Source organism: Lysobacter sp. A378 (assembly GCF_054052125.1).
Genome location: NZ_JBSVRK010000002.1, coordinates 120,325 through 142,692, shown reverse-complemented (window position 1 = coordinate 142,692; position 22,368 = coordinate 120,325). Strand labels below are relative to the sequence as shown.

The window sequence follows — 22,368 nt, the reverse complement described above, 5'->3', positions numbered from 1 at the left end:
GCCATTCACTCGGGTGGGTGGCCCGCAGTTACGGGGCGCGTTGCGCTTCGAGAATGATGATTCCATCCCCATGGCCCACTTTCGCGCCTGCAATGGCGGCCGCGGCCTGGGCGAAGTGCTCAGGTTCATTCGCCTTGAACAGACCGACGACCCTGACGTCGCCGATGGCCGGGTCCCGCACGACGATCTGGGTGCGATTGACGCGGTTGAAGCGCTTCGCCGCGGCCAGGATCGATTCGTTATCCAGTGATATCTGCCCGGGGTTCAACGCCTGTGGCATGGTCGCGTCGGGGTCCAGCGTCACCTGGTCGCCAGCGTTGAGGATGATCGCCCGGTCAGCCTGGCCGTCCGTCCAGACCAGTACGCTGCCCTCGGACACCTTGACCGCCGCACCCGAGACGCCAACCCTGGCGACCGAGTACACCGTACCCACCGCCTGGGCGAACACCCCGCCGGAGCGGACCTGGAACGGGCGTTTCGGATCCTTGACCACATTGAAGACGGCTTTATGGCTTTGCAGGGTCACGGTGCGGGCGCTGTCCGTCATCTCCACTGCGACCCTCGCACCGCCGACGAGGGTGACAATGCTTCCGTCCGCCAGGTCGATGTCCTGATGGGAGGCGGTCGGAGACGACTTGGTCGGCCAGAGCCTTCCCGGCGCGACGGCGATCGTCGCGAGCAGGCATACAGCGATCGCCGCAAGGGCGAACCGGCGACGCCGGGCGGTCGGCGCCTGTTTCGGTCCATAGTCGTTGTCGTTATCCGACTCGAGCACCGACGGGCCGCGTGCCACGGCGGTTTCGATCACGTGAAGTGCCGCCCGGGCGCGCAACAGGGCGCCCCGATGACGGCGGTTGGCCTGCAGCCACGCCTCCAGATCGGCGCGACAACGGTCCGTCATCCGTCCATTGCTCAGCCGTGCTGCCCATTGCGCCGCTGCGTCCTCTGTCTGGTTGTTCGAATGGGGGTGCTGCAACTCTGTTCACCTTCGCCTTGCTCGTGCGTATCCAGTTCCGATACTGCTTTCAGGAGGCGCCTGATTCCACGCACGATATGGTTTTCGACGACGTTCTCACTGACTCCCAGCCGGCGTGCTGTTTCCGCCTGCGACAATCCGTGTACCCGACGCAGTTCTATCACCTGACGGCAGGTCCAGGATAGTTGCGACAGCAGTTTCGTCGCCCGCTCCAGCTCCTGGCTTGCCTCGGCGGCCCGGTCCGGCGTTGGGCCATCATCTATGACGTCCAGCCACTCGATTTCCGTCATCGCACGCGTGTTTTTATATCCGGCCGAGCGGGTCATGTCGATTGCCACCGCCCGGGCCGTGGTGAAGAAGTAGGACCGACCGGCGCGGATGTGCGCAACGGAGTCGAGTTCGGATATCCGGCAGTAGGCCTCCTGGATCACGTCGTCGACGTCGATCGCCCTGCGCCAATGGCGGATGAGCCAGCTGCGAACCACGGGTTCGTGCGGAAGGATTTCCTCCGCGACCCAGACTGCGATGCTGTTGTTGTCGGTGTGCATTGACGGACGCGGCTGAAAAGAGTGCATCGGAAAACGATGTGCACACGACGTTGCTGGCGCAGCGCATATGCGAAGTGCCCGACGATAGCGCTCAGTTGTGCAAGGGCTGTTACATCCGTCGCCGTGCAGCCAATGCCGGCGACTCCGGCGATCGTGCCGCCACGGACACCCAAACAGGCCGCGTTGGAGGCCTGGCTCAGGCACGGTTGACGGCCTGAGCACCCTGTTCCGCCAACGCCTTCCACGGGCCGCACTGCTACAGTGTCGGGAGCCTCATTTCAACCATCAAAGGGAGTAACCGCCATGGCTGTCACTGTCGACCGAGTGCCGCAAAGGGTGCTTCACCCCTTTCATGCGTTCCTGCTTGCCGGGGCCGTCCCGCTGTTCCTGGGCGCCCTGCTGAGCGACATCACGTATGCCCGCAGCTACCAGATCCAGTGGAGCAACTTCGCGTCCTGGCTGCTCGCCGGCGCGCTGGTCTTCGCTGGCTTCGCGCTGTTGTGGGCCGTCATCGACCTGCTCCGTGGCGATCGTCGCGGCGGGCGCCCGCTCGTCTACGTCCTGCTTCTGCTGGCGACCTGGGTGGTGGGCTTCATCGACTCCCTGATCCACGCCAAGGATGCGTTCGCGATCATGCCGACCAGCCTCATCCTGTCGGTGATCGTTGCCGTGCTCGCGTGCGCGGCGACCTGGCTCGGGTTCTCCAACCTTCGTACCGGAGGTGCAGCATGAAACGCCTGTTGACCGTCGTTGCCATGACGGCCCTGCTGGGCGCATGCGGCGGCAGCGACCCGGACTCGGCCCAGTACGGTGCTGATCCGACCCTCCCTGCCCCGGAACGCGGGCTGTTGCCCAATATGACCATTGCGAAGCCGGCGCTGTGGGGCGACCAGCTGCCGACCGTGCCTCAGGGCTACACGATCGCGGCCATCGCCACCGACCTCAACATCCCGCGCCAGACCCTGGTACTTCCCAACGGCGACATCCTGGTGGCCGAAGGCCGGGGCGGCGGCGCGGCGGCCCTGAAGCCGAAGGATGTGATCGCCGGCCGCATCAAGGCCAAGGGCAACACCACGGTCAAGAGCGGCAACCGCTTGACGTTGCTGCGCGACACCGATGGCGACGGCAGCTACAAGGAGCGGACCGTCTTCGCCGAGAACCTCAACGCGCCCTACGGGCTCGCGCTGGTCGACGGCCAGCTTTACGTGGCGAACCAGGATGCGCTGGTGCGCTTCGATTACCGCGATGGCCAGACCACGGCCAGCGGGGCGCCGGTCAAGGTCACCGACCTGCCGTCGGCGATCAACCATCACTGGACCAAGGCACTGACCGCCAGCCCGGACGGGCGTTTCCTCTACGTGGCCATCGGCTCCAACAGCAACATCACCGAGCGCGGGATGGATGCCGAAGTCGACCGCGCTCAGGTGTGGCAGGTGGACACGCAAACCGGGGCGCACAAGGTCTATGCCACCGGCCTGCGCAACCCCACCGCACTCGCCATCCAGCCGGGGACGGACGTCTTGTGGGCGGTGGTGAACGAGCGCGACGAGCTCGGTCCCAACCTCGTCCCCGACTACCTAACCTCGGTCCGCGAAGGCGGGTTCTACGGCTGGCCGTACAGCTACTGGGGCCAGAACGTTGATCCGCGCGTGCGGCCGCAGAACCCGGAAAAGGTGGCCTCCGCCATCACTCCGGACTACAGCCTGGGGTCGCATGTGGCTGCGCTGGGTCTGGATTTCTCCACGCCCACGATGGGTGCCCAGTTCGCGGACGGCGCGTTCGTCGGTGAGCACGGCAGCTGGAACCGCAAGGATCCTGTCGGCTACAAGGTGATCTTCGTGCCGTTCCGCAACGGTCGCCCCTCGGGCCCGCCGGTCGACTTCGCCACCGGTTTCCGTGGCGAAGACGGCAAGACCCGTGGCCGCCCGGTCGGCGTGACCGTGGATCCGCGCGGCGCACTCATCATCGCCGACGACCTGGCCAACACCATCTGGCGCGTGGCCCCGGCCCGCTGACCGACAACGATCCACGAGGCCATGCAGCAAACAGGCAAAGGTATCCACGGTGAACAACGACAAGCGCCCCAGCGCCGGCGATAACGCAAGGATGCCGGTGTTTTTCATCCCGCATGGCGCGGGCCCCTGCTTTTTCATGGATTGGAATCCGGGCGACACCTGGACCGGCATGGCGGGCTTCCTCAAGGGTGTGGCCGATACGCTTCCGGCCCGGCCGAAGGCCATCGTGCTGGTCTCCGGGCACTGGTTGGAGCCGCAGTTCAGCGTCACCGGCCACGCCCGGCCGCCGCTGATCTACGACTACTCCGGCTTTCCGCCGCACACCTATGAGCTGACGTATCCCGCGCCCGGCAACCCGGAGCTGGCGGCGCAGGTCGCTCAAATGCTTGGCCCGGATGGGGCGGCGATCCGGGTGGATGGTAAAAGCGGCTTCGACCACGGCATGTTCATCCCGCTGAAGTTGATGTTTCCGGCGGCGGAGATCCCGGTGATCCAGCTGTCCCTGCGCCGCGACCTGGACCCGCGTGCGCACATCGAAGCGGGCCGCGCACTGGCGGCGCTCCGCGACGAGGGCGTGCTGATCATCGGCAGCGGCATGAGCTTCCACAACATGCGCGGCTACGGCGATCCGCGTTTCACCCCGATCTCGGCCGAGTTCGACGCCTGGCTGACCACCGCGGCGGAAAGCTCGCCGGCGCAACGCAACGCCCTTCTGCAGGAATGGACGCTCGCTCCACACGCACGCGACTGCCATCCGCCGGGCGGCGAGGAGCACCTGCTTCCACTGCTGGTCGCCGCCGGCGCCGGCGATGACTCGACGGGGCGCAAGGTCTATTCGGAGACCGTCATGCAAACCACCATTTCAGCATTCCGCTTCGGCTGAGCAACCAGCGCGCGCGCCCGCGGCACCGCGGACAAGCCGCAGGCGGATGATCCCGATGTCGATGATCCGGCAGCCGGGCAGTGTATGCACGCTAACGCTTGAGTCTGCGGCGCAACAGAAGAGCGAGTACGAACGCCAGCGCCAGTGCACCGGCTGCTATCCAGAACCACCGGCCAGAACTTCCGGTCCGCAGAGAGTCTTGGCCGGCCGCCTGCAAGAGCCCTGTGGTTTGGGTTTCCAACTCCGGCCTGGTCGCCAGCTGCCACCTGCCATCCTCCAGCTCGACATGCCCCGACAACTCGGGAAGGCGCAATTGCCGCCAATGGACACGCAAATCGCCGATCTTGGGATCAAGCGGGTTGTCGGAGCTTCCAAGACCGTCGCCTTCCGGTTGGAAGGTGGCCGCCAGGTTGGCCCGCAAGCGTGAGAAACCCGGCCGAAAATCCTCCCATTGCCCCAGTGTTTTCAGCACTGAGAGGTCGAGCGGCCTGCCATCCAGACTGGCATCGGTAGCCCACCAACGCTGGCCTTGCAGTGGAATCTCCCCAGGGTTCTGGTGGCCCGGCGCGAATGCGGAGGAGTCGACCAAGGCCGGTTTCCAGACTCGCTCATAATCGCCATTGCGATCGCGGTACCACTGGAACATCTCAACCCGCCGGTCCAATCCGAACTGGTCGGTGCGCACGCCGAACTCGGTGTCTTCGAGCACGCTGCCGGGCACCGGTTCGCCCACCGGCTTGGCGACGACCGCCTGCGCCGGCGCCGCCGTGCGGCCAGGCACCTGCGCGCCGACCGGCCACGGCGCAAGTGTCGCCACCGTCACCAGTACCCATGCCGCCAGTCCAGGCCGCCAGTTCATGCGGCCAGCGTCCTCGCCCGTAATTCCGCCACCTCGTGGCTGGTGCCGAACCTGCCCTTCTCGTTGCGGGTCACCTGGGCCAGCGCGCAACCGGGATCGTGGGTAAAGAACAGGCGCACGTTGCGCGCCATCTTGTCGGCCAGGAAGGTCTTTTTCTCGTCGATCAGCAACTCGGCATTGCGGTCGTAACCCATCGTGATCGGCACATGCACCCACGGCCGTCCGGGGACCAGGTCGGCGCAGAACACCACTCCGCCCTGGGATTGGCCGTCGATGACTTCCGGCCCGACGATCTCCGCCAGCATCAGGCCCGGCGTGTGGCCGTCGCTGTAATGGAAGCGCACCGCCTTGCCGAGGGTCTGCGAGAACTCGCCGTCGACCAGCTCAAGCTTGCCGGTGGCCTCAAGCAATCCCGGAAGCTCGGGGATGAAGCTGGCGCGGTCGCGGGCGTGCGGCGCGGTGGCACGCTGCCAATGCTCCCGGCCCACCACGTAAGTCGCATTCGGGAACACCAGCCGTGCCGGTTGGCCTTCTTCCCACGGGGCAAGCAGGCCACCGGCATGGTCGAAGTGCAGGTGCGACAGCACGATTACATCGATGTCCGCCGGCTTGAATCCGGTTTCGGCCAGCGAGTCGAGCAGCACGTGGCGGTCCTCGACCACCCCATAACGCTCACGCAGCCTGGGCTCGAAGAAGGCACCGATGCCGGCCTCGAACAACACCGTCTTGCCCGCCAGCGGGCTGGCCAGCAGCGCGCGACAGGCCAGGTCGATGCGGTTTTGCTCATCGGGCGGCGCCCACTGGCTCCACATCGCTCGCGGCGCGTTGCCGAACATCGCCCCGCCATCGAGTTTCTGGCTGTTGCCGATCAGCGACCAGAGTTTCATCGTCGACTCCACAAGCTCGCAGCCGCGGCTGCATCCCGATCATGATGGGCGATCGGGATGCGCAAGGAAACCGTCGGCCCGGCAATCAATGCTCGTCGAGCTGTACCTCGGCCGAGCCGACCGGATTGCGTGGATCGGTACCGCCGTCCAGGGTGTCGGTCTGTTTGTCCCAGGCAACGGTTTGCAGGTTGCCCCAGGTACCCTCGCCAGCGTTGACCGTGTGGCCCATCGCCTGCAGAGCCTTGATGGTGCCGGCATCCAGCGCGTCCGGCTCAGCAGCAATCACGTCAGGCAGCCACTGGTGGTGGATGCGCGGCTCGGCGGCGACCTGTTGTGCGTCCAGACCGGCGTCATAGCCAAGGATACCGATCAATACCTCGGTGATGATCCGGCTGCCACCGGGCGCACCCAGCACGGCAAGCTTGTCTGGCGACTCGATGAAGGTCGGGGTCATCGAGCTCAGCATGCGCTTGCCCGGCTCGACCGCGTTGGCGGCAAAACCCATCACCCCGAACGCATTGGGCGTACCGGGCTTGAGCGCGAAATCGTCCATCTCGTTGTTGAGGATCACGCCGGTCCCGGGCGCAATCAACCCGGAGCCGTACAACAGGTTGACGGTCTGGGTTGCCGAGACGATGTTGCCTTCGGTATCGATGATCGAGAAATGGGTGGTCTCGTCATCCTCGAAGGGCACTGGCTGGCCGGAAAGCAGCTCGCTGGGAGTCGCCTTGTCCGGGTGGATGGTCGCGCGCAGGCCGGCCGCGTAGGCCGGATCGGTCAGCAGCGCGATCGGCATCTGCACGAAATCCGGGTCGCCAAGATAAATGGTGCGATCCCGGTAAGCCCGGCGCATCGCCTCCACCAGCAGATGGGTTCGCTCGGTCTGGTCGAGCTGGGACAAGTCCCACGGCTGCAGGATCTGCAGCATTTCCGCCAGTGCAACCCCGCCCGAGGACGGCGGCGGCGCGGTGACTACCTGCCAGCCGCGGTAATCGAACCTGATCGGTTCACGCTCGCGCACCTGGTACCCGGCCAACTCGGCGGCAGTCCAGTGACTACCCTCTTCCGCCACCGAGGCGAGTAGCTTGTCGGCCACCTCACCGCGGTAAAAACCGTCATGGCCATGCGCTGCCAGCAACTCCAGCGTGCGGGCCAGGTCGGGCTGCTTGAGGATCTCGCCGACCTTGGGCGGATCGCCATCGGCCAGGAATACCTCGCGGGTTCCACGGTAGCGCTCCATCACCTCGCTGCGACGCGCGTAGCCCTTCTCCAGCCGCTCGTATATCGGGAATCCATCACGGGCAACACGGATCGCCGGCGCCAGCGTAGTTGCCAGCGGCAGCTCGCCGTATTCCTGCGCCAGCACGACCAGCGCGGCCGGCAATCCCGGAATACCGGCCGACCAAGCGCCGTTGGTCGCCCGGTCGCGATCCAGTTCGCCGTCCTCGTCGAGGTAGGCCTCCGGCGTCGCCACGATCGGTGCCGTCTCGCGTGCGTCGAGGAATATGTCGCGATCGGTACTGGCGTCGTGGAGCAGGAAGAAACCACCGCCGCCGAGCCCGGAGCTGATCGGCTCGACCACCGACAACGTCGCTGACACCGCAACCGCCGCATCGAACGCGTTGCCGCCCTGGGCAATGATCTCCAGCCCAGCCTCGGTCGCAAGCGAATGACCACTGGCGATCACCGCCCCGGGAGGGGTGTTGGTGGCGGCTTGGGGCGCTGGTGCCTGCTCCGGCGAGCTCGCGCACCCGGTGAGGCCAACGGTGAGTGTGGTGAAGGCCAGCAAGCCAGCCAGCGTCAGCGTTCGTGGTGTATTGCGCATCAAGTCGCCCTCTTTGGCGTCGCAGGGTTTACCCGGTACCGGTTTGCAGCTTCAGCAATTTGCCCAGCAGCTGCTCATGGGTTTCCGGGAAGTTCGGGTCCGGGTCGATACATTCCACTGGGCAGACGACCACGCACTGCGGCTCGTCAAAATGTCCCACGCACTCGGTACACAGCCCCGGGTCGATTACATAGATGTCTTCACCCTGGGTGATCGCCCCGTTGGGACAGGCCGGTTCACAGACGTCGCAATTGACGCAAATCTCGTTGATCTTCAGGGCCATGGCATGACGCGGCGCCGTGGCCCGCGAAAGGATCCGTTGATTACAGTTTCAAGGATGTCTGTCGAAAGAAGACTACTTCGCCTCGACAAACACGTATTCGACACCGGCCGGCTCAACGGCAGCCTTGACCCGGTCATTATCGACGGCTTCACCGATGAACAGCAGCCTGACGTTGTTCATTGAACCCGGATCGACCTTGGCGAAAGCGCCGACCACGATATCGGCCATCATCGCCGACTCGGGTGAGCCAAACGCCACCAGGTTGCCTTCCACGATGCCGCGCTGCATCGCGATCTCGATCTCTTCCTTCAGGCGCTCATGGGCACCCTCGAAGCCCGCACTGTCGCTGCCGGGCAAATAGTAGAGGTACGGGCTGTTGGTGACCTCGCCCATGTTGCTGGTCACTACCTGCGACAGATAGCTGCCCCAAGCGTTGTCGTCATTGGTGGTCGGCGCAGTCAACGGTGCCTTCGCCACGGCTACGATTTCTTCGGCCTTGTCGGCCTTGTCGCAGGCCGCCAGCAGCGGCATCGAAAGCAGAGCAATCAGGATCAGACGGGTGGTGGTGTTCATGGCATTCCCCTTCGGTCAAATATCAAGTTTCAATTGGACAACGTCGATTTGAAGCTGCGTCGGTTTGATCGGCGTCGATTTGGAACGGCGTCGGTACGGCAAGTGCTCAAGCGTCACTACGTTGCCATTGCGTTTGCAGCGCCTTGGCAACGGCTGGCGGCACGAAGCCGGAGACGTCGCCCCCGAGGCGGGCAATCTCGCGCACCAGCGATGATGAAATAAAGCTGTATTGCTCGGCCGGAGTCAGGAACAGCGTTTCCACCTCCGGTATTAAATGGCGGTTCATGCTTGCCATCTGGAACTCATATTCGAAATCCGACACCGCGCGCAAGCCACGCAGCAGTACTCCTGCCCCCAGACCGGACACGAAATGGGCCAGCAGGGAGTCGAACCCGCACACTTCCACGTTGGCGTGGTGGCCCAGCGCCTGTTGCGCCAACTCGACCCGAAGCTCCAATGGCAAGGCAGGACTCTTGCTCGGGCTCTCCGCCACTCCGACGATGAGCCGGTCAAACAATGGCGCGGCGCGATCGACCAGATCGATATGGCCGTTGGTCACCGGATCGAAGGTTCCCGGGTAGACAGCGATGCGGTGGCGGGCCGGTGTCATTTGATGGCGGGCTCAAGAAGATTGGAACCCGGGTTTTCCGGGGTTGAGGGGAGTGTATCAACCGAGACCGGCGTCCTGCTGGTCAGTCGTGATGCCGGCACGCCGATACACGGCATACCGCACCTCGCGGGTACGGCCCTCGCGGTGCAGTATCCACCCGTGCGGCAGGACAATGGGCTCGGCCAGCGGTGCCTCGACATACAGCCAGGCATCGTTGGCCAGCACCGGCAGCAGTCCCGCCAATACCGGCTCCCACTGCCCGGAAGCGAATGGCGGGTCAACGAACGCGATATCGAAGCTGGCGCGCGGTTGCGCCGGCAGCCAGACCAGTGCGTCCGCCCGGATGACCTTGGCGACCTCGCCGCCCGGCAGCCGCTCGGCGGTCGCCTGCAAGCTTGCCGCCAGCTGGGGGTCGCGCTCGACCAGTACCGCTGACGCCGCGCCACGGGAAACCGCCTCCAGCCCGAGTGCCCCGCTGCCAGCAAACAGGTCCAGAACCCGTGCGCCGGGCAAGGCCGGCATCAACCAGTTGAACAAGGTCTCGCGGACCCGGTCGGATGTTGGGCGCAGCCCGCTGGCGGCACCCACCGGCAGCTTGCTGCCGCGCCAGCGCCCGGCAATGATCCGGACCTGGCCGGGGCCACGGAACACGGGACGGGCGGGCTTTGGAGCGGGTTTCTTGATCATTCGCAATGACAGGCCAGTGCTAGCATGTGCCTATTCTCGCGCATTCGTGAAACCAACCGTCGATGGTCAGCCTCTTCCGCCGAAAAAAGCCAGGGACCGGTCCGTCCGAGCGTCGTTACAGCACCGAAGAACTGGCGGCTGCGTTCCCGAGCCCGGCACCGGCGAGCAACGAGTCTTCGGCACCCGAGGCTCCTGTCGTACCGGTTCCGGCTCCAGCGGCGGCTCCGGCCTCAACTCCGCCGCAAGCTCTGGCACCAGCTCCCGCTCCCGCTCCAACTCCGGAACCCGAGCCGGCCCCGGCGCCACCTGGCTTGCCCAGGCCTGCGGACTTGCCGCAGCCTGCCGTTGCGCCGAGTCAGCAGGTCGCCTCGACACCGGTCATCCATCCTGCCGCATCGGTCGACAAGCCGGTCGCTGCCGACCGACCGAGCTGGCGCGAGCGCCTGCGGGGCACCGGGTTCGCCCGCAGCTTCGGCGGACTGTTCCATGGCAACCCGAAACTTGATGACAACCTGCTCGACGAGATCGAGACCGCACTGATCATTGCCGACGTCGGGGTAACGGCGACCACCGACCTGGTCGAGGACCTGCGCAAGCGCATGAAGGCACGCGAATTCGCCGATTCGCGCGCCTTGCTGCAAGGATTGCGCGCCGACCTGGTCGCATTGCTGGCGCCGGTTGCGGTGCCACTGTCGATCCGCAACGACGCCCGTCCATTCGTGATCCTGACCGTGGGCGTCAATGGCGTCGGCAAGACCACCACGATCGGCAAGCTGGCGCGCCGGTTCAAGGACGAGGGCCGGTCATTGATGCTGGCTGCCGGCGATACCTTCCGTGCCGCAGCGGTGGCACAGTTGCAGGCCTGGGGCGAGCGCAACCAGGTGCCGGTAATCGCGCAAGGGCAGAACGCCGATGCCGCCTCGGTTGCGTTTGATGCATTGCAGGCCGCCCAGGCGCGCAACATCGAGGTATTGATCGCCGATACCGCCGGACGCCTGCATACGCAGCAAGGCCTGATGGCCGAGCTGGGCAAGATCAAGCGGGTGATCCAGAAACTCGACCACGATGCGCCACACGAAGTGCTGATGGTGATCGATGGCACCACCGGCCAGAACGCGCTGTCGCAGTTGCGCCAGTTCAACGCTGCCGTCGGGGTGACCGGGCTGGTGGTGACCAAGCTGGACGGCACGGCCAAGGGCGGCGTGGTGTTTGCATTGGCGCGCGAGTTCGGCATCCCGATCCGCTTTGCCGGCATTGGTGAGCGCCCGGAGGACCTGCGCGTGTTCGATGCCGAAGCCTTCGTCGACGCGTTGTTGCCCGAGGCGATCGGCGCCTAGCGCCGGCGGCCTGCGCGTGGGCGCCCCAGCAGCGCCAACCGGGACCGAGCGAGGAGCCCGCCAGTGGCGAAAGATCATCGCCAAGGGTGCAGGCGCGTTCCTGCTGTTGATGTTCGCGCTTACCCTCGGCTGGTTCACCCGCCCCGGCCAGGTCGCGGATCTGATTCTGGAACGGGTCGGGCAGGCATTGGGATTGGAGATCACCTCCAGCGGCGCAAGTGAGTACCGTCTGCGCGGTACCCCCAGGCTTGTGGTGCGCGATGTCATCGCCCGCCAGCCGGGCGCCGAAACACCGTTACTGACCGCCGAGCGCATCTACCTGTCGCTGCCGTGGACGACGCTGCGCGCGGCCGGTGGAGACCTGACCGTGCAGCGCGCGGAACTGGACGCGCCACGAGTCGACCTCGCCGCATTGCAGCATTGGCTCGACAGCCGGCCACCGGGCGGGGAGTTTCGCATCCCGACCATCACCGATGGCGTCCAGGTCACCCGGGGCGAGATCATTGGCGACGGTTGGTCGATCGACCGGATCGGTCTGGACACGCCATCGCTGCACCCGGAAAGTGCGCTTGCGGCTCGAATCAGCGGCAGGGGTCGCTTCGGCACCACCATCGCCCCGTTCGACCTGCAGTGGGCCCTGACTCGGCCAACGCTGGATGCGGGCCTTGGCGCCGCCGGCATTGTCACCGTGGTCACGCCCGACTGGCGCCTGCCGATGCAGTTGCAACTGTCGGGACAACTGCACGATGGCGATGATGGCCTCGGGCTTGACCGCTTCCAGGCGGGCGCCGACATCCGCTGGTTGGATCGCAGCCCTGCCGGCTCCCGGGATCTGGCGTTTGCCTATGGCGTTGCCGGGCCGCTGCGTTACCGCGCGGGCAACATCAGCATCATTCCCATGGGCACCGTGCTGCGTGGCGGCGGGCCGATACCGAGCTTCGATGCCCGTGGTGCTCTTGCCTGGGGCGACACGTTGGCATTGCAACTCGACGGTGTAATCGCCGAATGGCCTGACAGTTGGCCGGCGCTGCCAGCGCCACTGGGCCAGTCGGGCTCACCACTGCCGTTCAAGGTCGACTACACCGGCCCGCTCGATCTGTCCGGGGTCACCTCCCTGCAACTGGAACGTGATGACACCCGCCTCGACAGCCGCTTGCAATTGCCTGCAATCCTGGATTGGCTGGACCAGCTCGACACCGGCACCCCGTTGCCGCCACTCAGCGGCACCCTGGTTACGCCACGCATCGAAATTGCCGGCGCAACCCTGACCGGGGTGGAAATCCGGTTCGACAATGGTGACGACGAGCACCCGGGCGATTCCGAAGACAGCGTCGACCCATGACACCGGAGCCAGCCGACTTTGCCGGACGCCTGCTCGTCTGGTTCGATCACAACGGGCGCCATGACCTGCCCTGGCAGCATCCGCGCACGCCTTACCGGGTATGGCTGTCGGAGATCATGCTGCAGCAGACCCAGGTCAAGACCGCCGCGCCCTACTTCGAGCGTTTCGTGGCGGCGCTTCCGAGCCTGCCCGCCCTGGCCGCCGCGCCGCTCGACGATGTCCTCGCACTGTGGTCGGGACTGGGTTACTACACCCGCGCCCGCAACCTGCATAACGCCGCCAAGCTATGCATGGAACGTCACGACGGCGACTTGCCACGTGATGTCGACGCGTTGATCGCCCTGCCCGGCATTGGCCGCAGTACCGCCGCGGCGATCGCGGCGCAAGCCTGGGGCGACCGGCACGCGATCCTGGATGGCAACGTCAAACGGGTGCTGGCGCGCTACCACGGTGTGACTGGCTGGCCCGGCACGCCGGCAATCGAGAAGCAGCTGTGGGCGCTGGCAGAGTTACATCTGCCCACCTCGCGTCTGCGCGACTACACCCAGGCCCAGATGGACCTTGGCGCGACCCTGTGCACGCGCAGCAACCCGCGTTGCGTCTCATGTCCACTGCAGGGCAATTGTGTTGCGCGTATCGAAGGCCGCAGCAGCGAACTGCCAACCCGCAAGCCAGCCAAGGCCATCCCGCAGCGCCACGCGCACGTACTCTGGCTGCAGGACGTCGATGGCCGGGTGCTGTTGCAGCAACGCCCGCCGGTAGGCATCTGGGCCTCGCTGTGGACCTTGCCGCAGGCCGACGACGAGGCGGGCGCACGCGACTGGTTCGCCCGCCACCTGGCGGGTGACCTTGATCACGACGGGTTCGACCAGGGAGAAACCCTGCCGACCATCGCCCACGCCTTCAGCCACTACCGGCTGGCACTGCAACCACGGCGCTGGCGCGGCGTTACCCTGGGCGGCGCGGTGGGCGACAATGCCGATCTGCGCTGGGTCGCCAACGGACAATTGGGGAGCCTCGGCATCCCCGCGCCCATCCGCCGGTTGCTGGAAGCCAACTGAGCGCGCACCCGATCCAAGGAGAACTGGTAATGGCCCGTACCGTCTACTGCGAATACGAAAAACGCGACGCCGAAGGACTCGATTTCGCACCCTGGCCGGGCGACGCCGGCAAGCGGGTATATGCCCATATCGGCAAGCCGGCCTGGGCCAAGTGGCTTGCGCACCAGACCATGCTGATCAACGAAAACCGCCTGTCGCCGATGGACCCCAATCACCGTGCCTTCTTGCAGGAGCAGATGCTGAAGTTCCTGTTCGAAGGCAACGTCGAGCAAGTGGCGGGCTACGTTCCGCCCGAAGGTGATTGAGCCGCGCTACTTGCCTTCAACATCGTCGCGGGCGGCGTCTTCGGCCTTCTTCAGGGCTTTGACATCCAGCGGCAGGATTTGCTGGATCCGGCACGGGAAGCTGGTGACTCCGGGATCGAGCACCACCACGCTGTCCATCCCGGAAAAGACCGTCCCACCCTGCCCGCTGAAACTGATGGCGTGCCCGTATTCCAGGCCCGGACAGCTCCCGCCCAGCTCCAGCAGATAGGCCTGGTTGCGCCGGGTCCAGACCGTCAGCGCGCTATCGCCCAGCGGAGTCCAACTGTAGAGAGTGCCAAAATTGTGGAAGCTGTTGACCGGTGCCCCGGCATGCGCCCGGTGGATGTCCAGGCGTTGATCGTCGGGCAAGGTCGCGGTAGTGGCGCAAGCGGTCAGCAGCGCTGCGACGGCGACCGAAAGGAAGATACGTTTCATGTCTGCTCCCGGGTTGGCGAAGGAGGCGTTCAAGAGTGCATGGTGCACCGTGAGTTGCGATGAGTCTGGCACGAGCGCGCGCGCATTCAGCTCACATCCGGCTTGCCACCTACGCCATCAGCCCGCTATCATGCCGCTCCTTCACGGCCAGCCCGTGACAGGGCCGGGTAGCTCAGTTGGTAGAGCAGGGGATTGAAAATCCCCGTGTCGGGGGTTCGATTCCCTCCCCGGCCACCATTTGGTGGCGTGTGAGATGCAAGCCCTGCAATGCTGTCGAGCACTGCGGGGTTTTTCGTTTGTGAGGGTGAGCCATGGAGGCTTAGTAAAATTGTCCGGCCCCGTAGGAGATCGTCTTGGAGCTGAGCCCCGAAGATCAAATTGTCATGGGCGCCGCCAACGCATACGCGCAAGCCAATCGGAAGGCTATTGCCGCGGAGCGGACAGACCCCCATGTCTACCTATCTGAAAAGTCGCCAGTCTCTGTCTTCATGGCCGGGTCACCTGGCGCAGGGAAGACTGAAGCATCGATAGAACTTCTGGCCCAGCATGGAGATCGTGTTCTACGGATCGATCCGGACGAGCTGCGGGAATTGCTGCCCGGCTATGAAGGACACAACGCCAGCCTCTTCCAACGAGCTGTTTCGACCTTGGTGAATCGGATGCTCGATCTGGCATTTAAGCAAAGTCAGACGTTTTTGCTCGATGGCACACTCACCAACTACTCAATCGCTGCCCACAACATTGATCGGTCGCTACAGCGAAAGCGCGTCGTTCAGATCCTTTATGTGTACCAGGAGCCTCACCAAGCCTGGGAATTCGTTCAGGAACGGGAAGCTCTTGACGGGCGGCACATTCCTCCAGAACAGTTCATACACCAGTACTTCGAAGCGCGTAACGTTGTGAACAGGCTGAAGAAGACTTTCGGCCGTTCGATCAGTGTAGATCTACTACTCAAGAATATTGACGGCACCAACGGTATGTACGTCGACAACATCGACCTGATCGATGGGCACATTCCTGAAAAGTACGACGAAACGGCCCTACGCCGGATCCTGAGCACCATCTAGAGAAATCAGAAAATGTTCGATTTATTCAAGACCAAGAAGGTATCGTCCACACCCTTCTCTGACTTCATTCGCAATGCCTCTTCCAAAGAGAAGAAGAAGGTCTACAAGGTCGTGCTGGTCAAAGCCACCGAACGCCAAAAGAGCATCATCGAGAAGCGCCGTGCTGAATCCGGTAGCTCTACGAGGACGTTCCACGCACAGTCGCGGTAACTCTTGATCCGCCTTCTAATTGCAGAACCCCGCTTTGCGGGGTTTTTGCTTTTGCCCATCGTCATGCAACTGCCCGCACCATGCGCCGTAGTATCCTCGACGAAACAGACACCATCGGGGACGAACAATGACTACCACGCGTTGGACAAGCTGGCTCGGATTGGCATCGTGCGTATTGCTGCTGGCAGCATGTGCCAGTGGCCCGGTGCGGCGCGTGTCGGAACCGTCCGCACGCATCCAGCAGTTGACGGTCCTGGCCGATGGCAGCTGGTCGGCCGAGTTGCGGATCGAGAACTTCAGCAGCATCCCGATGCGGTTCGATTCATTGCGCCTCGCCCTTGAGGTGGGCGACCAGGAAGCCGGCGCGCTGGCGGCACAGCCGGCGGTGACCATCGGCCCGGAATCTGCCGACGTGATCACCGTGACACTCGCCCCTTCGGTCGCTGCAAAGCTTGAAGTCGCCGATGCACTGGCCCGCAACCAGGGTCTGGATTACGCGCTTGAAGGAACCATCACCGCGACGCCCGACGATGAGCGCCAGCGTGAATACAAGATCGAGCGCAACAGCACGTTGAGTCCGGCACCGGGACTACCTGGCGTGTTGCGCTGAGCAGCGGGCAGCCAGACTCCCGTAATTTGCGGTCCATCCAAGCTCCCGATCCATCCAAGCCTTCGCCCAACCGAGGTCCTCGATGAGCCAGTACAAAGTTCCCCTTCGTGACATGCAGTTCGTCCTGTTCGATGTGCTCGACAGCGAGGCCGAGTTCCAGCGGCTGGGCTTCACCGATGTCAGTCGCGACCTGCTCGACGCGGTCCTGGAGGAGAGCGCGAAGTTTGCCGAGAACGTGCTCGCACCGCTCAACGAAGTCGGCGACCGCGAAGGCTGCACGTTCGACAAGGCGACCGGTGCCGTCACCACGCCGACCGGCTTCCGGCAGGCCTACCAGCAATACGTGGAGGGCGGCTGGACCGGACTGGTGTCATCGGTCGAGTTCGGCGGCCAGGGCCTGCCGCACCTGGCTGGCTTCGCGCAGAAGGAAATGATCGATGCCGCCAACCTGGCCTGGGGAAACTTTCCATTGCTCTCCCACGGCGCCACCGAGGCACTGCTGCACCACGGCGAGGACTGGCAGCGCGAGGTATTCCTCAAGCCCTTGGTCGAAGGCCGCTGGACCGGCACCATGTGCCTGACCGAGCCGCATTGCGGCACCGATCTCGGCCTGCTGAAGACCCGTGCCGAACCGAACGACGATGGCAGCTACTCGATCACCGGGACCAAGATCTTCATCACCGCCGGCGATCACGACCTGACCGAAAACATCATCCACCTGGTGCTGGCGCGGCTGCCGGATGCGCCCGCCGGCAGCAAGGGCATCTCGCTGTTCGTGGTCCCCAAGATCCGCATTGCGCGCGATGGCAGTACAGGAGACGCCAACGCGGTGCGTTGCGGCAGCATCGAGCACAAGATGGGCATCCACGGTTCGGCGACGTGCGTGATGAATTTCGACGGCGCGCAGGGCTATCTGGTCGGCAAGCCGCACAAGGGCATGGTCGGAATGTTCACCATGATGAATGCCGCGCGCCTGGCGGTGGGACTGCAGGGGCTGGGCCTGTCGGATCGTGCATTCCAGAACGCGTTGGCCTACTCGCGTGAGCGGTTGCAGATGCGCTCGCTGTCGGGCCCGAAATTTCCCGACAAACCTGCCGACCCGATCATCGTGCATCCCGATGTGCGCCGCATGTTGTTGACTTGCAAGGCACTGGTGGAAGGGGGCCGGGCCATGAGTTATCACGCCGGGCTGCAGATCGATATCGCCCAGAACGCCACCGACCCGACCGAGCGCGAGCAGGCCGATGCGCTGGTGGGTTTCATGACCCCGATCGTGAAGGCCTGCCTGACCGAATGGGGCGTGGAATGTACTTATCACGCGGTGCAGTGCTACGGCGGCCATGGCTATATCGCCGAGAACGGCGTGGAGCAACTGGCCCGCGACGCGCGGATCACCACGCTATATGAAGGCACCACCGGGATCCAGGCGCTGGACCTGGTCGGCCGAAAGATCCTGCAGCTGCAAGGTGCCGGGTTGAAGGTAATGCTGGGCATGATCGAGCAGTTCTGCAGCGACAACGCGGACAACGCCGCGGTCGCCGAGTTCATCGCACCGCTGCGCGCCCAGGCCGACGAGTGGCAGCGGCTGACGATGCAGATCGGCAAGCGTGCGGCCACCGACCCGGACGAGATCGGTGCGGCCGCCTACGACTACCTGATGTACTCGGGCTATGTCGCCCTCGCCTACTGGTGGGCGCGCAGTGTTGCCGCCAGCGAAGGGTCAACGCAGCCGGAGGGATTCAAGGCCGGAAAACGCGAGACCGCCCGGTTCTATTTCGCGCGGATCCTGCCGCGTACGCTGGCCCACGCAGCGGCGATCGACAGTGGCAGCAATTCGCTGATGGCGCTGAACGCAGGACAGTTCGACGCCTGAGGACGGCGCAACCCGTCGCAAGCGCGCGCAGGCCCGATCCAAATCGCCACAAATCAGGTATATGCTCGGTTTCCAATGGAGATCGACACAGCACCGTTATCGCTGGTCCGCTCTGGAATCCACGCCGGATACAGCAACCGGCCGGACCCGGGTGATCCCCCGTTTGGCTCGTCCACGCTCGACTCGCGCCACGCACTGGAGCATCTCAACGCGGTGCGGCTGCTGTCGCTGGATGCCTACGGTCAGGCACTCAGCTGGATAAACTGGCAGCAGGCCGCATGCCTGTATGCCCGCGATGCGGTGGCATGGACGCTCGGGGACCCGTGTCTGGAAGTCCACGGTGGCTTCAACCGGCTCAGTGGCCAGCACAGCCTGCTGGAGCTGCACCCGATCGTGGCGGCACGCGGGCATGCCCGCTCCCGCGCGATCAACCCCACCCCGTCCCTGACCAACCCGGCCCTGTTCGCCCGTGACGCTCACCTGTGCCTGTACTGCGGCGACGAGTTCCATCGCCCGCAGCTGACGCGTGACCATGTCATGCCGGTATCCCGCGGCGGCCGCGATATCTGGGAGAACGTGGTCTCCGCCTGTTTCCACTGCAACTCGCGCAAGGGAAACCGCACCCCGCAGCAAGCCCACATGCCATTGCTCGCCGTACCCTACCGGCCCAGCTGGATCGAACACCTGATCCTGTCCAACCGCAACATCCTGGCCGACCAGATGGCGTTCCTGAAAAGCCAGTTGCCCAGGAAACATGTCCGCTCGTTTTCCTGAGCACAATGTTTGACGCCTGCAAACGGTTCCGCAACACTGGCGGATTGAAAAATTGGATTCGATAATGGCCCTTACCCTTGGCCTGACCGGCATGGATCCGGCGACCGAAACTTCGTTAAAGGCCGCTTTCACGGATGCCAATGGGCGCTTGGGCTCCGCATGGCAGTTGATGCCCGCCGCCGCGGCCGAGTACGTCGTCGTCGATATGGACAGCATGTACGGGCCAATGAGCTGGTTGCGACTGCATGCGTCGGGCAAGACCGTGATCGGACTGACGTCGGCGCCGCGCACCCAGGCCGATCTGCTGCTGGCCCAGCCGTTTGATGCGGGCTCGCTGTTTTCCCTGCTCTCACAGATCGCGCCACAGCCGGCCGCCGCCGTCGCACCCACAAGCACGACTACGGAAAAGTCGCCCGCGACCGATTTGCCACCGGCTGCACCGCCAGTAGACAAGACAGCCAAAACGCCATCGCTTGACGAGGTACCTGCCGCCGCAGGCCCATCGCCGGTGGCGTCGGAGACGCTCGATCCCGTCGAGCCGCCCGGCCTGGCTGTAGCCGCCGATGTCGCACCGGCGTTGCCCGACGACGAGCCAAAGACCGGGCCGGACGCTCCAGCCGATTCGGAACCGTCTACATTCGCCGAGTGGCTTGCTTCCGGGCGTCTTGCCAGCCAGGTCAAATTCGAGCGTGACGGTCTGGCGTTGCTGGTCGATACCGCCCGCAACCAATACTTTGGCCCCAGCAGCCTGAAGCCATTGGCCGCTCATGTAACCAGCCAGGCCGATGCCGACGATTTCGTCTCCGTCCCTGATTGGGACAGCGAGATAGCCAGGATTGGCGCATCGCAGCCGTTGACGCGACTGGTCTGGTACGCAGGACTGCTGTCGAGCCAAGGCCGCCTGACGCCGGGATTCGACCCCAAAGCGCGTTACCAGCTGTTGAAATGGCCGCAAACCGAGCGCGAATACCCCAAGCATTTCCGGATTGCGACCACCATGATGAAAGGCCCGACGACGTTGCCTGACATCGCCGAGGCAAGCGGGGTTTCCATCGCGGAGGTGACCGACTTCGTCAACGCCAGCCTCGCCACCGGTTTCGCCGATATCGAGCGCTTGCCCGAGCCGGCACCGGAGCCGCAAAAATCCGGCGGCCTGTTCGGACGCCTGCGCGGACGCTGAGGGCCACTACCGCTGCCAGTCAGGTCCCACCTTGCTCCGTTCCAACGCGAGCGGGACAATGGCGTACTACCGTCCGACTCCGTATTGATGATTGATTCGCAACGCTACCCGCGTCTGTCACGTATCCAGACCCCCGCCGACCTGCGCCAGTTCCCCGCCGAGGAACTGTCTGCCATCGCCGGAGAGCTCCGTGCGTACCTGATCGAGCAGGTCGCTCAATCGGGCGGTCATTTCGGCGCGGGTCTGGGCGTGATCGAATTGACGGTCGCATTGCATTGGCTATACGACACTCCCACCGACCGACTGGTCTGGGACGTTGGCCACCAGACCTACCCGCACAAGATCCTCACCGGTCGCCGGGACCAGATCCACACCGTCAAGCACAAGGACGGCGTGGCGCCCTTCCCCAAGCGCGACGAGTCCGAATACGACACGTTCGGCGTCGGCCACAGCTCGACCAGCATTTCCGCCGCAATCGGCATGGCAATCGCGTTGCAGCACGTCGGCGACGAGCGCAAGGTGGTTGCGGTGATCGGTGACGGCGCGATGACTGCCGGCATGGCATTCGAGGCGCTGACGCACGCCGGCGGCATGGGCAACGACCCCGGCGGCGTTGAACCCAACGTGCTGGTGATCCTCAACGACAACCAGATGTCGATCTCCGAGAACGTCGGCGGCGTGACCCGGATGCTCGGACGCCTGACCGGCAGCCGCACCCTCAACGCCCTGCGCGAAGGCGGCAAGAAGTTGCTGGGCGACAAGAACCGCCCCCCGGCACGCTTCATCCGCCGTTGGGAAGAGCACTGGAAAGGCATGTTCGTGCCGTCCACGTTTTTCGAGGAGGTCGGCTTCCATTACACCGGTCCCATCGATGGCCATGACATGGAAGCACTGGTCGCCACGCTGAAAACCCTGCAAGGCATGAAGGGCCCGCAGCTGCTACACATCATCACCACCAAGGGCAAGGGCTACGAGCCCGCCGAGGGCGACCAGATCGGCTACCACGCGGTCAGCCCGTTTGATCCGGACCTGGGCATGATCAGCAAGACCGGGGCGAAGAAGCCGACCTATACCGACGTGTTTGGCGACTGGATCTGCGACATGGCCGCCGCCGACCAGGCATTGCTGGGCATCACGCCGGCGATGCGGGAAGGCTCCGGTCTGGTGCGCTTCAGCAAGCAGTACCCGCAACGCTACTTCGATGTCGCCATCGCCGAGCAGCACGCGGTCACCCTGGCGGCGGGCATGGCCTGCGAAGGCGCCAAGCCGGTGGTTGCGATCTATTCGACGTTCCTCCAGCGCGGCTATGACCAATTGGTACACGATGTGGCGCTGCAGGAGCTGGACGTGCTGTTTGCGATTGATCGCGGCGGCGTGGTCGGCCCCGATGGCGCCACCCATGCGGGCAACCTTGACCTGAGCTACCTGCGCTGCGTGCCCAACATGGTGGTGATGGCGCCAGCGGACGAAAACGAGTGCCGGCAGATGCTTTCCACCGGCTTCCGCTTCAAGGGCCCGGCGTCAGTGCGCTATCCGCGCGGCGTCGGCCCGGGCGTGGAGGTCCAGGCAAGCCTCGACACCCTGCCGATCGGCAAGGCGCACTTGCGCCGCGAGGGCTCCAGCATCGCACTACTGGCCTTCGGCGCACTGGTCCAGGTTGCCGAACAGGTGGGCAGCGAATTGGGACTGAGCGTGGTCAACATGCGCTTCGTCAAACCATTGGATCGCCAATTGCTGCTGGAACTGGCGGAGACCCACGAAGGCTTTGTCACCCTGGAAGACAACGTCGTCGCCGGTGGCGCCGGCAGCGGCGTGGCCGAGCTGCTGGCGGCTGAGGGCATCACCCTTCCGATCCTGCATCTGGGCTTGCCGGACGCTTTCCAGCACCACGCCAGCCGCGAGGAGTTGCTGAGCGAAGCCGGACTGGATGCGGACGGCATCCGCGTGGCCGTACTGGCGCGCTGGCCGGCATTGGCTGTCACGTCGTCCGGCGGGGCGGCCAGGACCGCCTGACCAGGGATCGCCTGA

24 protein-coding genes and 1 tRNA gene are annotated in these 22,368 nt (G+C 64.7%); 15 read left to right on the top strand and 10 right to left on the bottom strand.

Annotated features, from left to right (window positions below):
- Positions 1-28 precede the first annotated feature (28 nt).
- Complete coding sequence (locus ACW7G1_RS06640) at positions 29-808, bottom strand: FecR family protein (RefSeq protein ID WP_456979859.1); 780 nt, start codon at positions 806-808, stop codon at positions 29-31.
- 104 nt (positions 809-912) lie between these two features.
- Positions 913-1,524, bottom strand: a complete 612-nt coding sequence (locus ACW7G1_RS06635) for an RNA polymerase sigma factor (protein ID WP_456978979.1) — start codon at positions 1,522-1,524, stop codon at positions 913-915.
- Positions 1,525-1,827: 303 nt separating this feature from the next.
- Here ACW7G1_RS06635 and ACW7G1_RS06630 point away from each other — a divergent pair, with 303 nt between their 5' ends.
- The 3 genes from ACW7G1_RS06630 to ACW7G1_RS06620 are packed head-to-tail and all read left to right on the top strand — an operon-like array spanning position 1,828 to position 4,422.
- Positions 1,828-2,256 carry a DUF2231 domain-containing protein gene (locus tag ACW7G1_RS06630; RefSeq protein ID WP_456978978.1) on the top strand — a complete coding sequence of 143 codons (429 nt, stop codon included), beginning with the start codon at positions 1,828-1,830 and terminating at the stop codon, positions 2,254-2,256.
- Entirely contained in the window at positions 2,253-3,539 is a 1,287-nt protein-coding gene (locus ACW7G1_RS06625; RefSeq protein ID WP_456978977.1) for a PQQ-dependent sugar dehydrogenase, read from the top strand. Before ACW7G1_RS06630 ends, ACW7G1_RS06625 begins: the two co-directional genes overlap by 4 nt.
- Before the next feature lie 49 nt (positions 3,540-3,588).
- Positions 3,589-4,422 carry a DODA-type extradiol aromatic ring-opening family dioxygenase gene (locus ACW7G1_RS06620; RefSeq protein ID WP_456978976.1) on the top strand — a complete coding sequence of 278 codons (834 nt, stop codon included), beginning with the start codon at positions 3,589-3,591 and terminating at the stop codon, positions 4,420-4,422.
- Between the two features lie 91 nt (positions 4,423-4,513).
- Here the strand turns inward: ACW7G1_RS06620 and ACW7G1_RS06615 are convergent, their stop codons facing one another.
- From ACW7G1_RS06615 to rsmD, 7 genes are all read right to left on the bottom strand, one after another.
- Positions 4,514-5,281 (bottom strand): TMEM43 family protein, encoded by a 768-nt coding sequence (locus ACW7G1_RS06615; RefSeq protein ID WP_456978975.1) that lies wholly within the window; start codon positions 5,279-5,281, stop codon positions 4,514-4,516.
- Positions 5,278-6,168 carry an MBL fold metallo-hydrolase gene (locus tag ACW7G1_RS06610; protein ID WP_456978974.1) on the bottom strand — a complete coding sequence of 297 codons (891 nt, stop codon included), beginning with the start codon at positions 6,166-6,168 and terminating at the stop codon, positions 5,278-5,280. Before ACW7G1_RS06610 ends, ACW7G1_RS06615 begins: the two co-directional genes overlap by 4 nt.
- 85 nt (positions 6,169-6,253) lie before the next feature.
- Positions 6,254-7,993, bottom strand: a complete 1,740-nt coding sequence (gene ggt / locus ACW7G1_RS06605; RefSeq protein ID WP_456978973.1) for a gamma-glutamyltransferase — start codon at positions 7,991-7,993, stop codon at positions 6,254-6,256.
- 28 nt (positions 7,994-8,021) lie between these two features.
- On the bottom strand, positions 8,022-8,276 hold the full coding sequence (locus tag ACW7G1_RS06600) for a YfhL family 4Fe-4S dicluster ferredoxin (protein WP_456978972.1): 255 nt from the start codon (positions 8,274-8,276) through the stop codon (positions 8,022-8,024).
- A 72-nt stretch (positions 8,277-8,348) separates the two neighbouring features.
- Positions 8,349-8,849, bottom strand: coding sequence for a hypothetical protein (locus ACW7G1_RS06595; protein ID WP_456978971.1), 501 nt, complete (start codon positions 8,847-8,849; stop codon positions 8,349-8,351).
- A gap of 106 nt (positions 8,850-8,955) precedes the next feature.
- A complete protein-coding gene (coaD, locus tag ACW7G1_RS06590) occupies positions 8,956-9,459 on the bottom strand; it encodes a pantetheine-phosphate adenylyltransferase (RefSeq protein WP_456978970.1) in 504 nt (167 codons plus the stop codon).
- Positions 9,460-9,516: 57 nt separating this feature from the next.
- Positions 9,517-10,146 (bottom strand): 16S rRNA (guanine(966)-N(2))-methyltransferase RsmD, encoded by a 630-nt coding sequence (gene rsmD / locus ACW7G1_RS06585; RefSeq protein ID WP_456978969.1) that lies wholly within the window; start codon positions 10,144-10,146, stop codon positions 9,517-9,519.
- 62 nt (positions 10,147-10,208) lie between these two features.
- Here rsmD and ftsY point away from each other — a divergent pair, with 62 nt between their 5' ends.
- The 4 genes from ftsY to ACW7G1_RS06565 are packed head-to-tail and all read left to right on the top strand — an operon-like array spanning position 10,209 to position 14,191.
- Positions 10,209-11,483: a signal recognition particle-docking protein FtsY gene (gene ftsY, locus ACW7G1_RS06580; protein ID WP_456978968.1), complete on the top strand. Its 1,275-nt coding sequence runs from the start codon at positions 10,209-10,211 to the stop codon at positions 11,481-11,483.
- A gap of 16 nt (positions 11,484-11,499) precedes the next feature.
- Positions 11,500-12,825 carry a hypothetical protein gene (locus tag ACW7G1_RS06575; RefSeq protein WP_456978967.1) on the top strand — a complete coding sequence of 442 codons (1,326 nt, stop codon included), beginning with the start codon at positions 11,500-11,502 and terminating at the stop codon, positions 12,823-12,825.
- Positions 12,822-13,886 carry an A/G-specific adenine glycosylase gene (gene mutY / locus ACW7G1_RS06570; protein WP_456978966.1) on the top strand — a complete coding sequence of 355 codons (1,065 nt, stop codon included), beginning with the start codon at positions 12,822-12,824 and terminating at the stop codon, positions 13,884-13,886. The genes ACW7G1_RS06575 and mutY overlap by 4 nt, the downstream gene beginning before the upstream one ends.
- 29 nt (positions 13,887-13,915) lie before the next feature.
- A complete protein-coding gene (locus tag ACW7G1_RS06565; protein ID WP_456978965.1) occupies positions 13,916-14,191 on the top strand; it encodes an oxidative damage protection protein in 276 nt (91 codons plus the stop codon).
- 6 nt (positions 14,192-14,197) lie between these two features.
- Here the strand turns inward: ACW7G1_RS06565 and ACW7G1_RS06560 are convergent, their stop codons facing one another.
- Complete coding sequence (locus tag ACW7G1_RS06560; protein ID WP_456978964.1) at positions 14,198-14,626, bottom strand: DUF6491 family protein; 429 nt, start codon at positions 14,624-14,626, stop codon at positions 14,198-14,200.
- Positions 14,627-14,787: 161 nt separating this feature from the next.
- Between ACW7G1_RS06560 and ACW7G1_RS06555 the strand changes: the two genes are divergently transcribed.
- The 8 genes from ACW7G1_RS06555 (at position 14,788) to dxs (ending at position 22,353) form a co-directional block, all read left to right on the top strand.
- A tRNA-Phe gene (locus ACW7G1_RS06555) sits at positions 14,788-14,863 on the top strand.
- A 116-nt stretch (positions 14,864-14,979) separates the two neighbouring features.
- Positions 14,980-15,693 (top strand): zeta toxin family protein, encoded by a 714-nt coding sequence (locus tag ACW7G1_RS06550; RefSeq protein ID WP_456978963.1) that lies wholly within the window; start codon positions 14,980-14,982, stop codon positions 15,691-15,693.
- A gap of 12 nt (positions 15,694-15,705) precedes the next feature.
- Positions 15,706-15,903 (top strand): hypothetical protein, encoded by a 198-nt coding sequence (locus tag ACW7G1_RS06545; protein WP_456978962.1) that lies wholly within the window; start codon positions 15,706-15,708, stop codon positions 15,901-15,903.
- 127 nt (positions 15,904-16,030) lie between these two features.
- Positions 16,031-16,513 (top strand): LEA type 2 family protein, encoded by a 483-nt coding sequence (locus ACW7G1_RS06540; protein ID WP_456978961.1) that lies wholly within the window; start codon positions 16,031-16,033, stop codon positions 16,511-16,513.
- 82 nt (positions 16,514-16,595) lie between these two features.
- Positions 16,596-18,386: an acyl-CoA dehydrogenase C-terminal domain-containing protein gene (locus ACW7G1_RS06535; RefSeq protein ID WP_456978960.1), complete on the top strand. Its 1,791-nt coding sequence runs from the start codon at positions 16,596-16,598 to the stop codon at positions 18,384-18,386.
- A gap of 75 nt (positions 18,387-18,461) precedes the next feature.
- On the top strand, positions 18,462-19,160 hold the full coding sequence (locus ACW7G1_RS06530; protein WP_456978959.1) for an HNH endonuclease: 699 nt from the start codon (positions 18,462-18,464) through the stop codon (positions 19,158-19,160).
- 64 nt (positions 19,161-19,224) lie between these two features.
- The gene (locus ACW7G1_RS06525; RefSeq protein ID WP_456978958.1) at positions 19,225-20,340 is read left to right on the top strand and encodes a hypothetical protein; all 1,116 of its coding nucleotides are present in this window, start codon (positions 19,225-19,227) and stop codon (positions 20,338-20,340) included.
- A gap of 87 nt (positions 20,341-20,427) precedes the next feature.
- Positions 20,428-22,353, top strand: a complete 1,926-nt coding sequence (gene dxs, locus ACW7G1_RS06520; RefSeq protein WP_456978957.1) for a 1-deoxy-D-xylulose-5-phosphate synthase — start codon at positions 20,428-20,430, stop codon at positions 22,351-22,353.
- Positions 22,354-22,368 lie beyond the last annotated feature (15 nt).

What these genes read in the sequence shown, in the direction of transcription:
- ACW7G1_RS06635 (WP_456978979.1), bottom strand. Translation starts at nt 1,524, where the DNA reads ATGCACACCGACAACAACAGCATCGCAGTCTGGGTCGCGGAGGAAATC.
- ACW7G1_RS06630 (WP_456978978.1), top strand. Translation starts at nt 1,828, where the DNA reads ATGGCTGTCACTGTCGACCGAGTGCCGCAAAGGGTGCTTCACCCCTTT.
- ACW7G1_RS06625 (WP_456978977.1), top strand. Translation starts at nt 2,253, where the DNA reads ATGAAACGCCTGTTGACCGTCGTTGCCATGACGGCCCTGCTGGGCGCA.
- ACW7G1_RS06615 (WP_456978975.1), bottom strand. Translation starts at nt 5,281, where the DNA reads ATGAACTGGCGGCCTGGACTGGCGGCATGGGTACTGGTGACGGTGGCG.
- ACW7G1_RS06610 (WP_456978974.1), bottom strand. Translation starts at nt 6,168, where the DNA reads ATGAAACTCTGGTCGCTGATCGGCAACAGCCAGAAACTCGATGGCGGG.
- ggt (WP_456978973.1), bottom strand. Translation starts at nt 7,993, where the DNA reads ATGCGCAATACACCACGAACGCTGACGCTGGCTGGCTTGCTGGCCTTC.
- ACW7G1_RS06600 (WP_456978972.1), bottom strand. Translation starts at nt 8,276, where the DNA reads ATGGCCCTGAAGATCAACGAGATTTGCGTCAATTGCGACGTCTGTGAA.
- ACW7G1_RS06595 (WP_456978971.1), bottom strand. Translation starts at nt 8,849, where the DNA reads ATGAACACCACCACCCGTCTGATCCTGATTGCTCTGCTTTCGATGCCG.
- coaD (WP_456978970.1), bottom strand. Translation starts at nt 9,459, where the DNA reads ATGACACCGGCCCGCCACCGCATCGCTGTCTACCCGGGAACCTTCGAT.
- rsmD (WP_456978969.1), bottom strand. Translation starts at nt 10,146, where the DNA reads ATGATCAAGAAACCCGCTCCAAAGCCCGCCCGTCCCGTGTTCCGTGGC.
- ftsY (WP_456978968.1), top strand. Translation starts at nt 10,209, where the DNA reads ATGGTCAGCCTCTTCCGCCGAAAAAAGCCAGGGACCGGTCCGTCCGAG.
- mutY (WP_456978966.1), top strand. Translation starts at nt 12,822, where the DNA reads ATGACACCGGAGCCAGCCGACTTTGCCGGACGCCTGCTCGTCTGGTTC.
- ACW7G1_RS06565 (WP_456978965.1), top strand. Translation starts at nt 13,916, where the DNA reads ATGGCCCGTACCGTCTACTGCGAATACGAAAAACGCGACGCCGAAGGA.
- ACW7G1_RS06560 (WP_456978964.1), bottom strand. Translation starts at nt 14,626, where the DNA reads ATGAAACGTATCTTCCTTTCGGTCGCCGTCGCAGCGCTGCTGACCGCT.
- ACW7G1_RS06545 (WP_456978962.1), top strand. Translation starts at nt 15,706, where the DNA reads ATGTTCGATTTATTCAAGACCAAGAAGGTATCGTCCACACCCTTCTCT.
- ACW7G1_RS06540 (WP_456978961.1), top strand. Translation starts at nt 16,031, where the DNA reads ATGACTACCACGCGTTGGACAAGCTGGCTCGGATTGGCATCGTGCGTA.
- ACW7G1_RS06535 (WP_456978960.1), top strand. Translation starts at nt 16,596, where the DNA reads ATGAGCCAGTACAAAGTTCCCCTTCGTGACATGCAGTTCGTCCTGTTC.
- ACW7G1_RS06530 (WP_456978959.1), top strand. Translation starts at nt 18,462, where the DNA reads ATGGAGATCGACACAGCACCGTTATCGCTGGTCCGCTCTGGAATCCAC.
- ACW7G1_RS06525 (WP_456978958.1), top strand. Translation starts at nt 19,225, where the DNA reads ATGGCCCTTACCCTTGGCCTGACCGGCATGGATCCGGCGACCGAAACT.
- dxs (WP_456978957.1), top strand. Translation starts at nt 20,428, where the DNA reads ATGATTGATTCGCAACGCTACCCGCGTCTGTCACGTATCCAGACCCCC.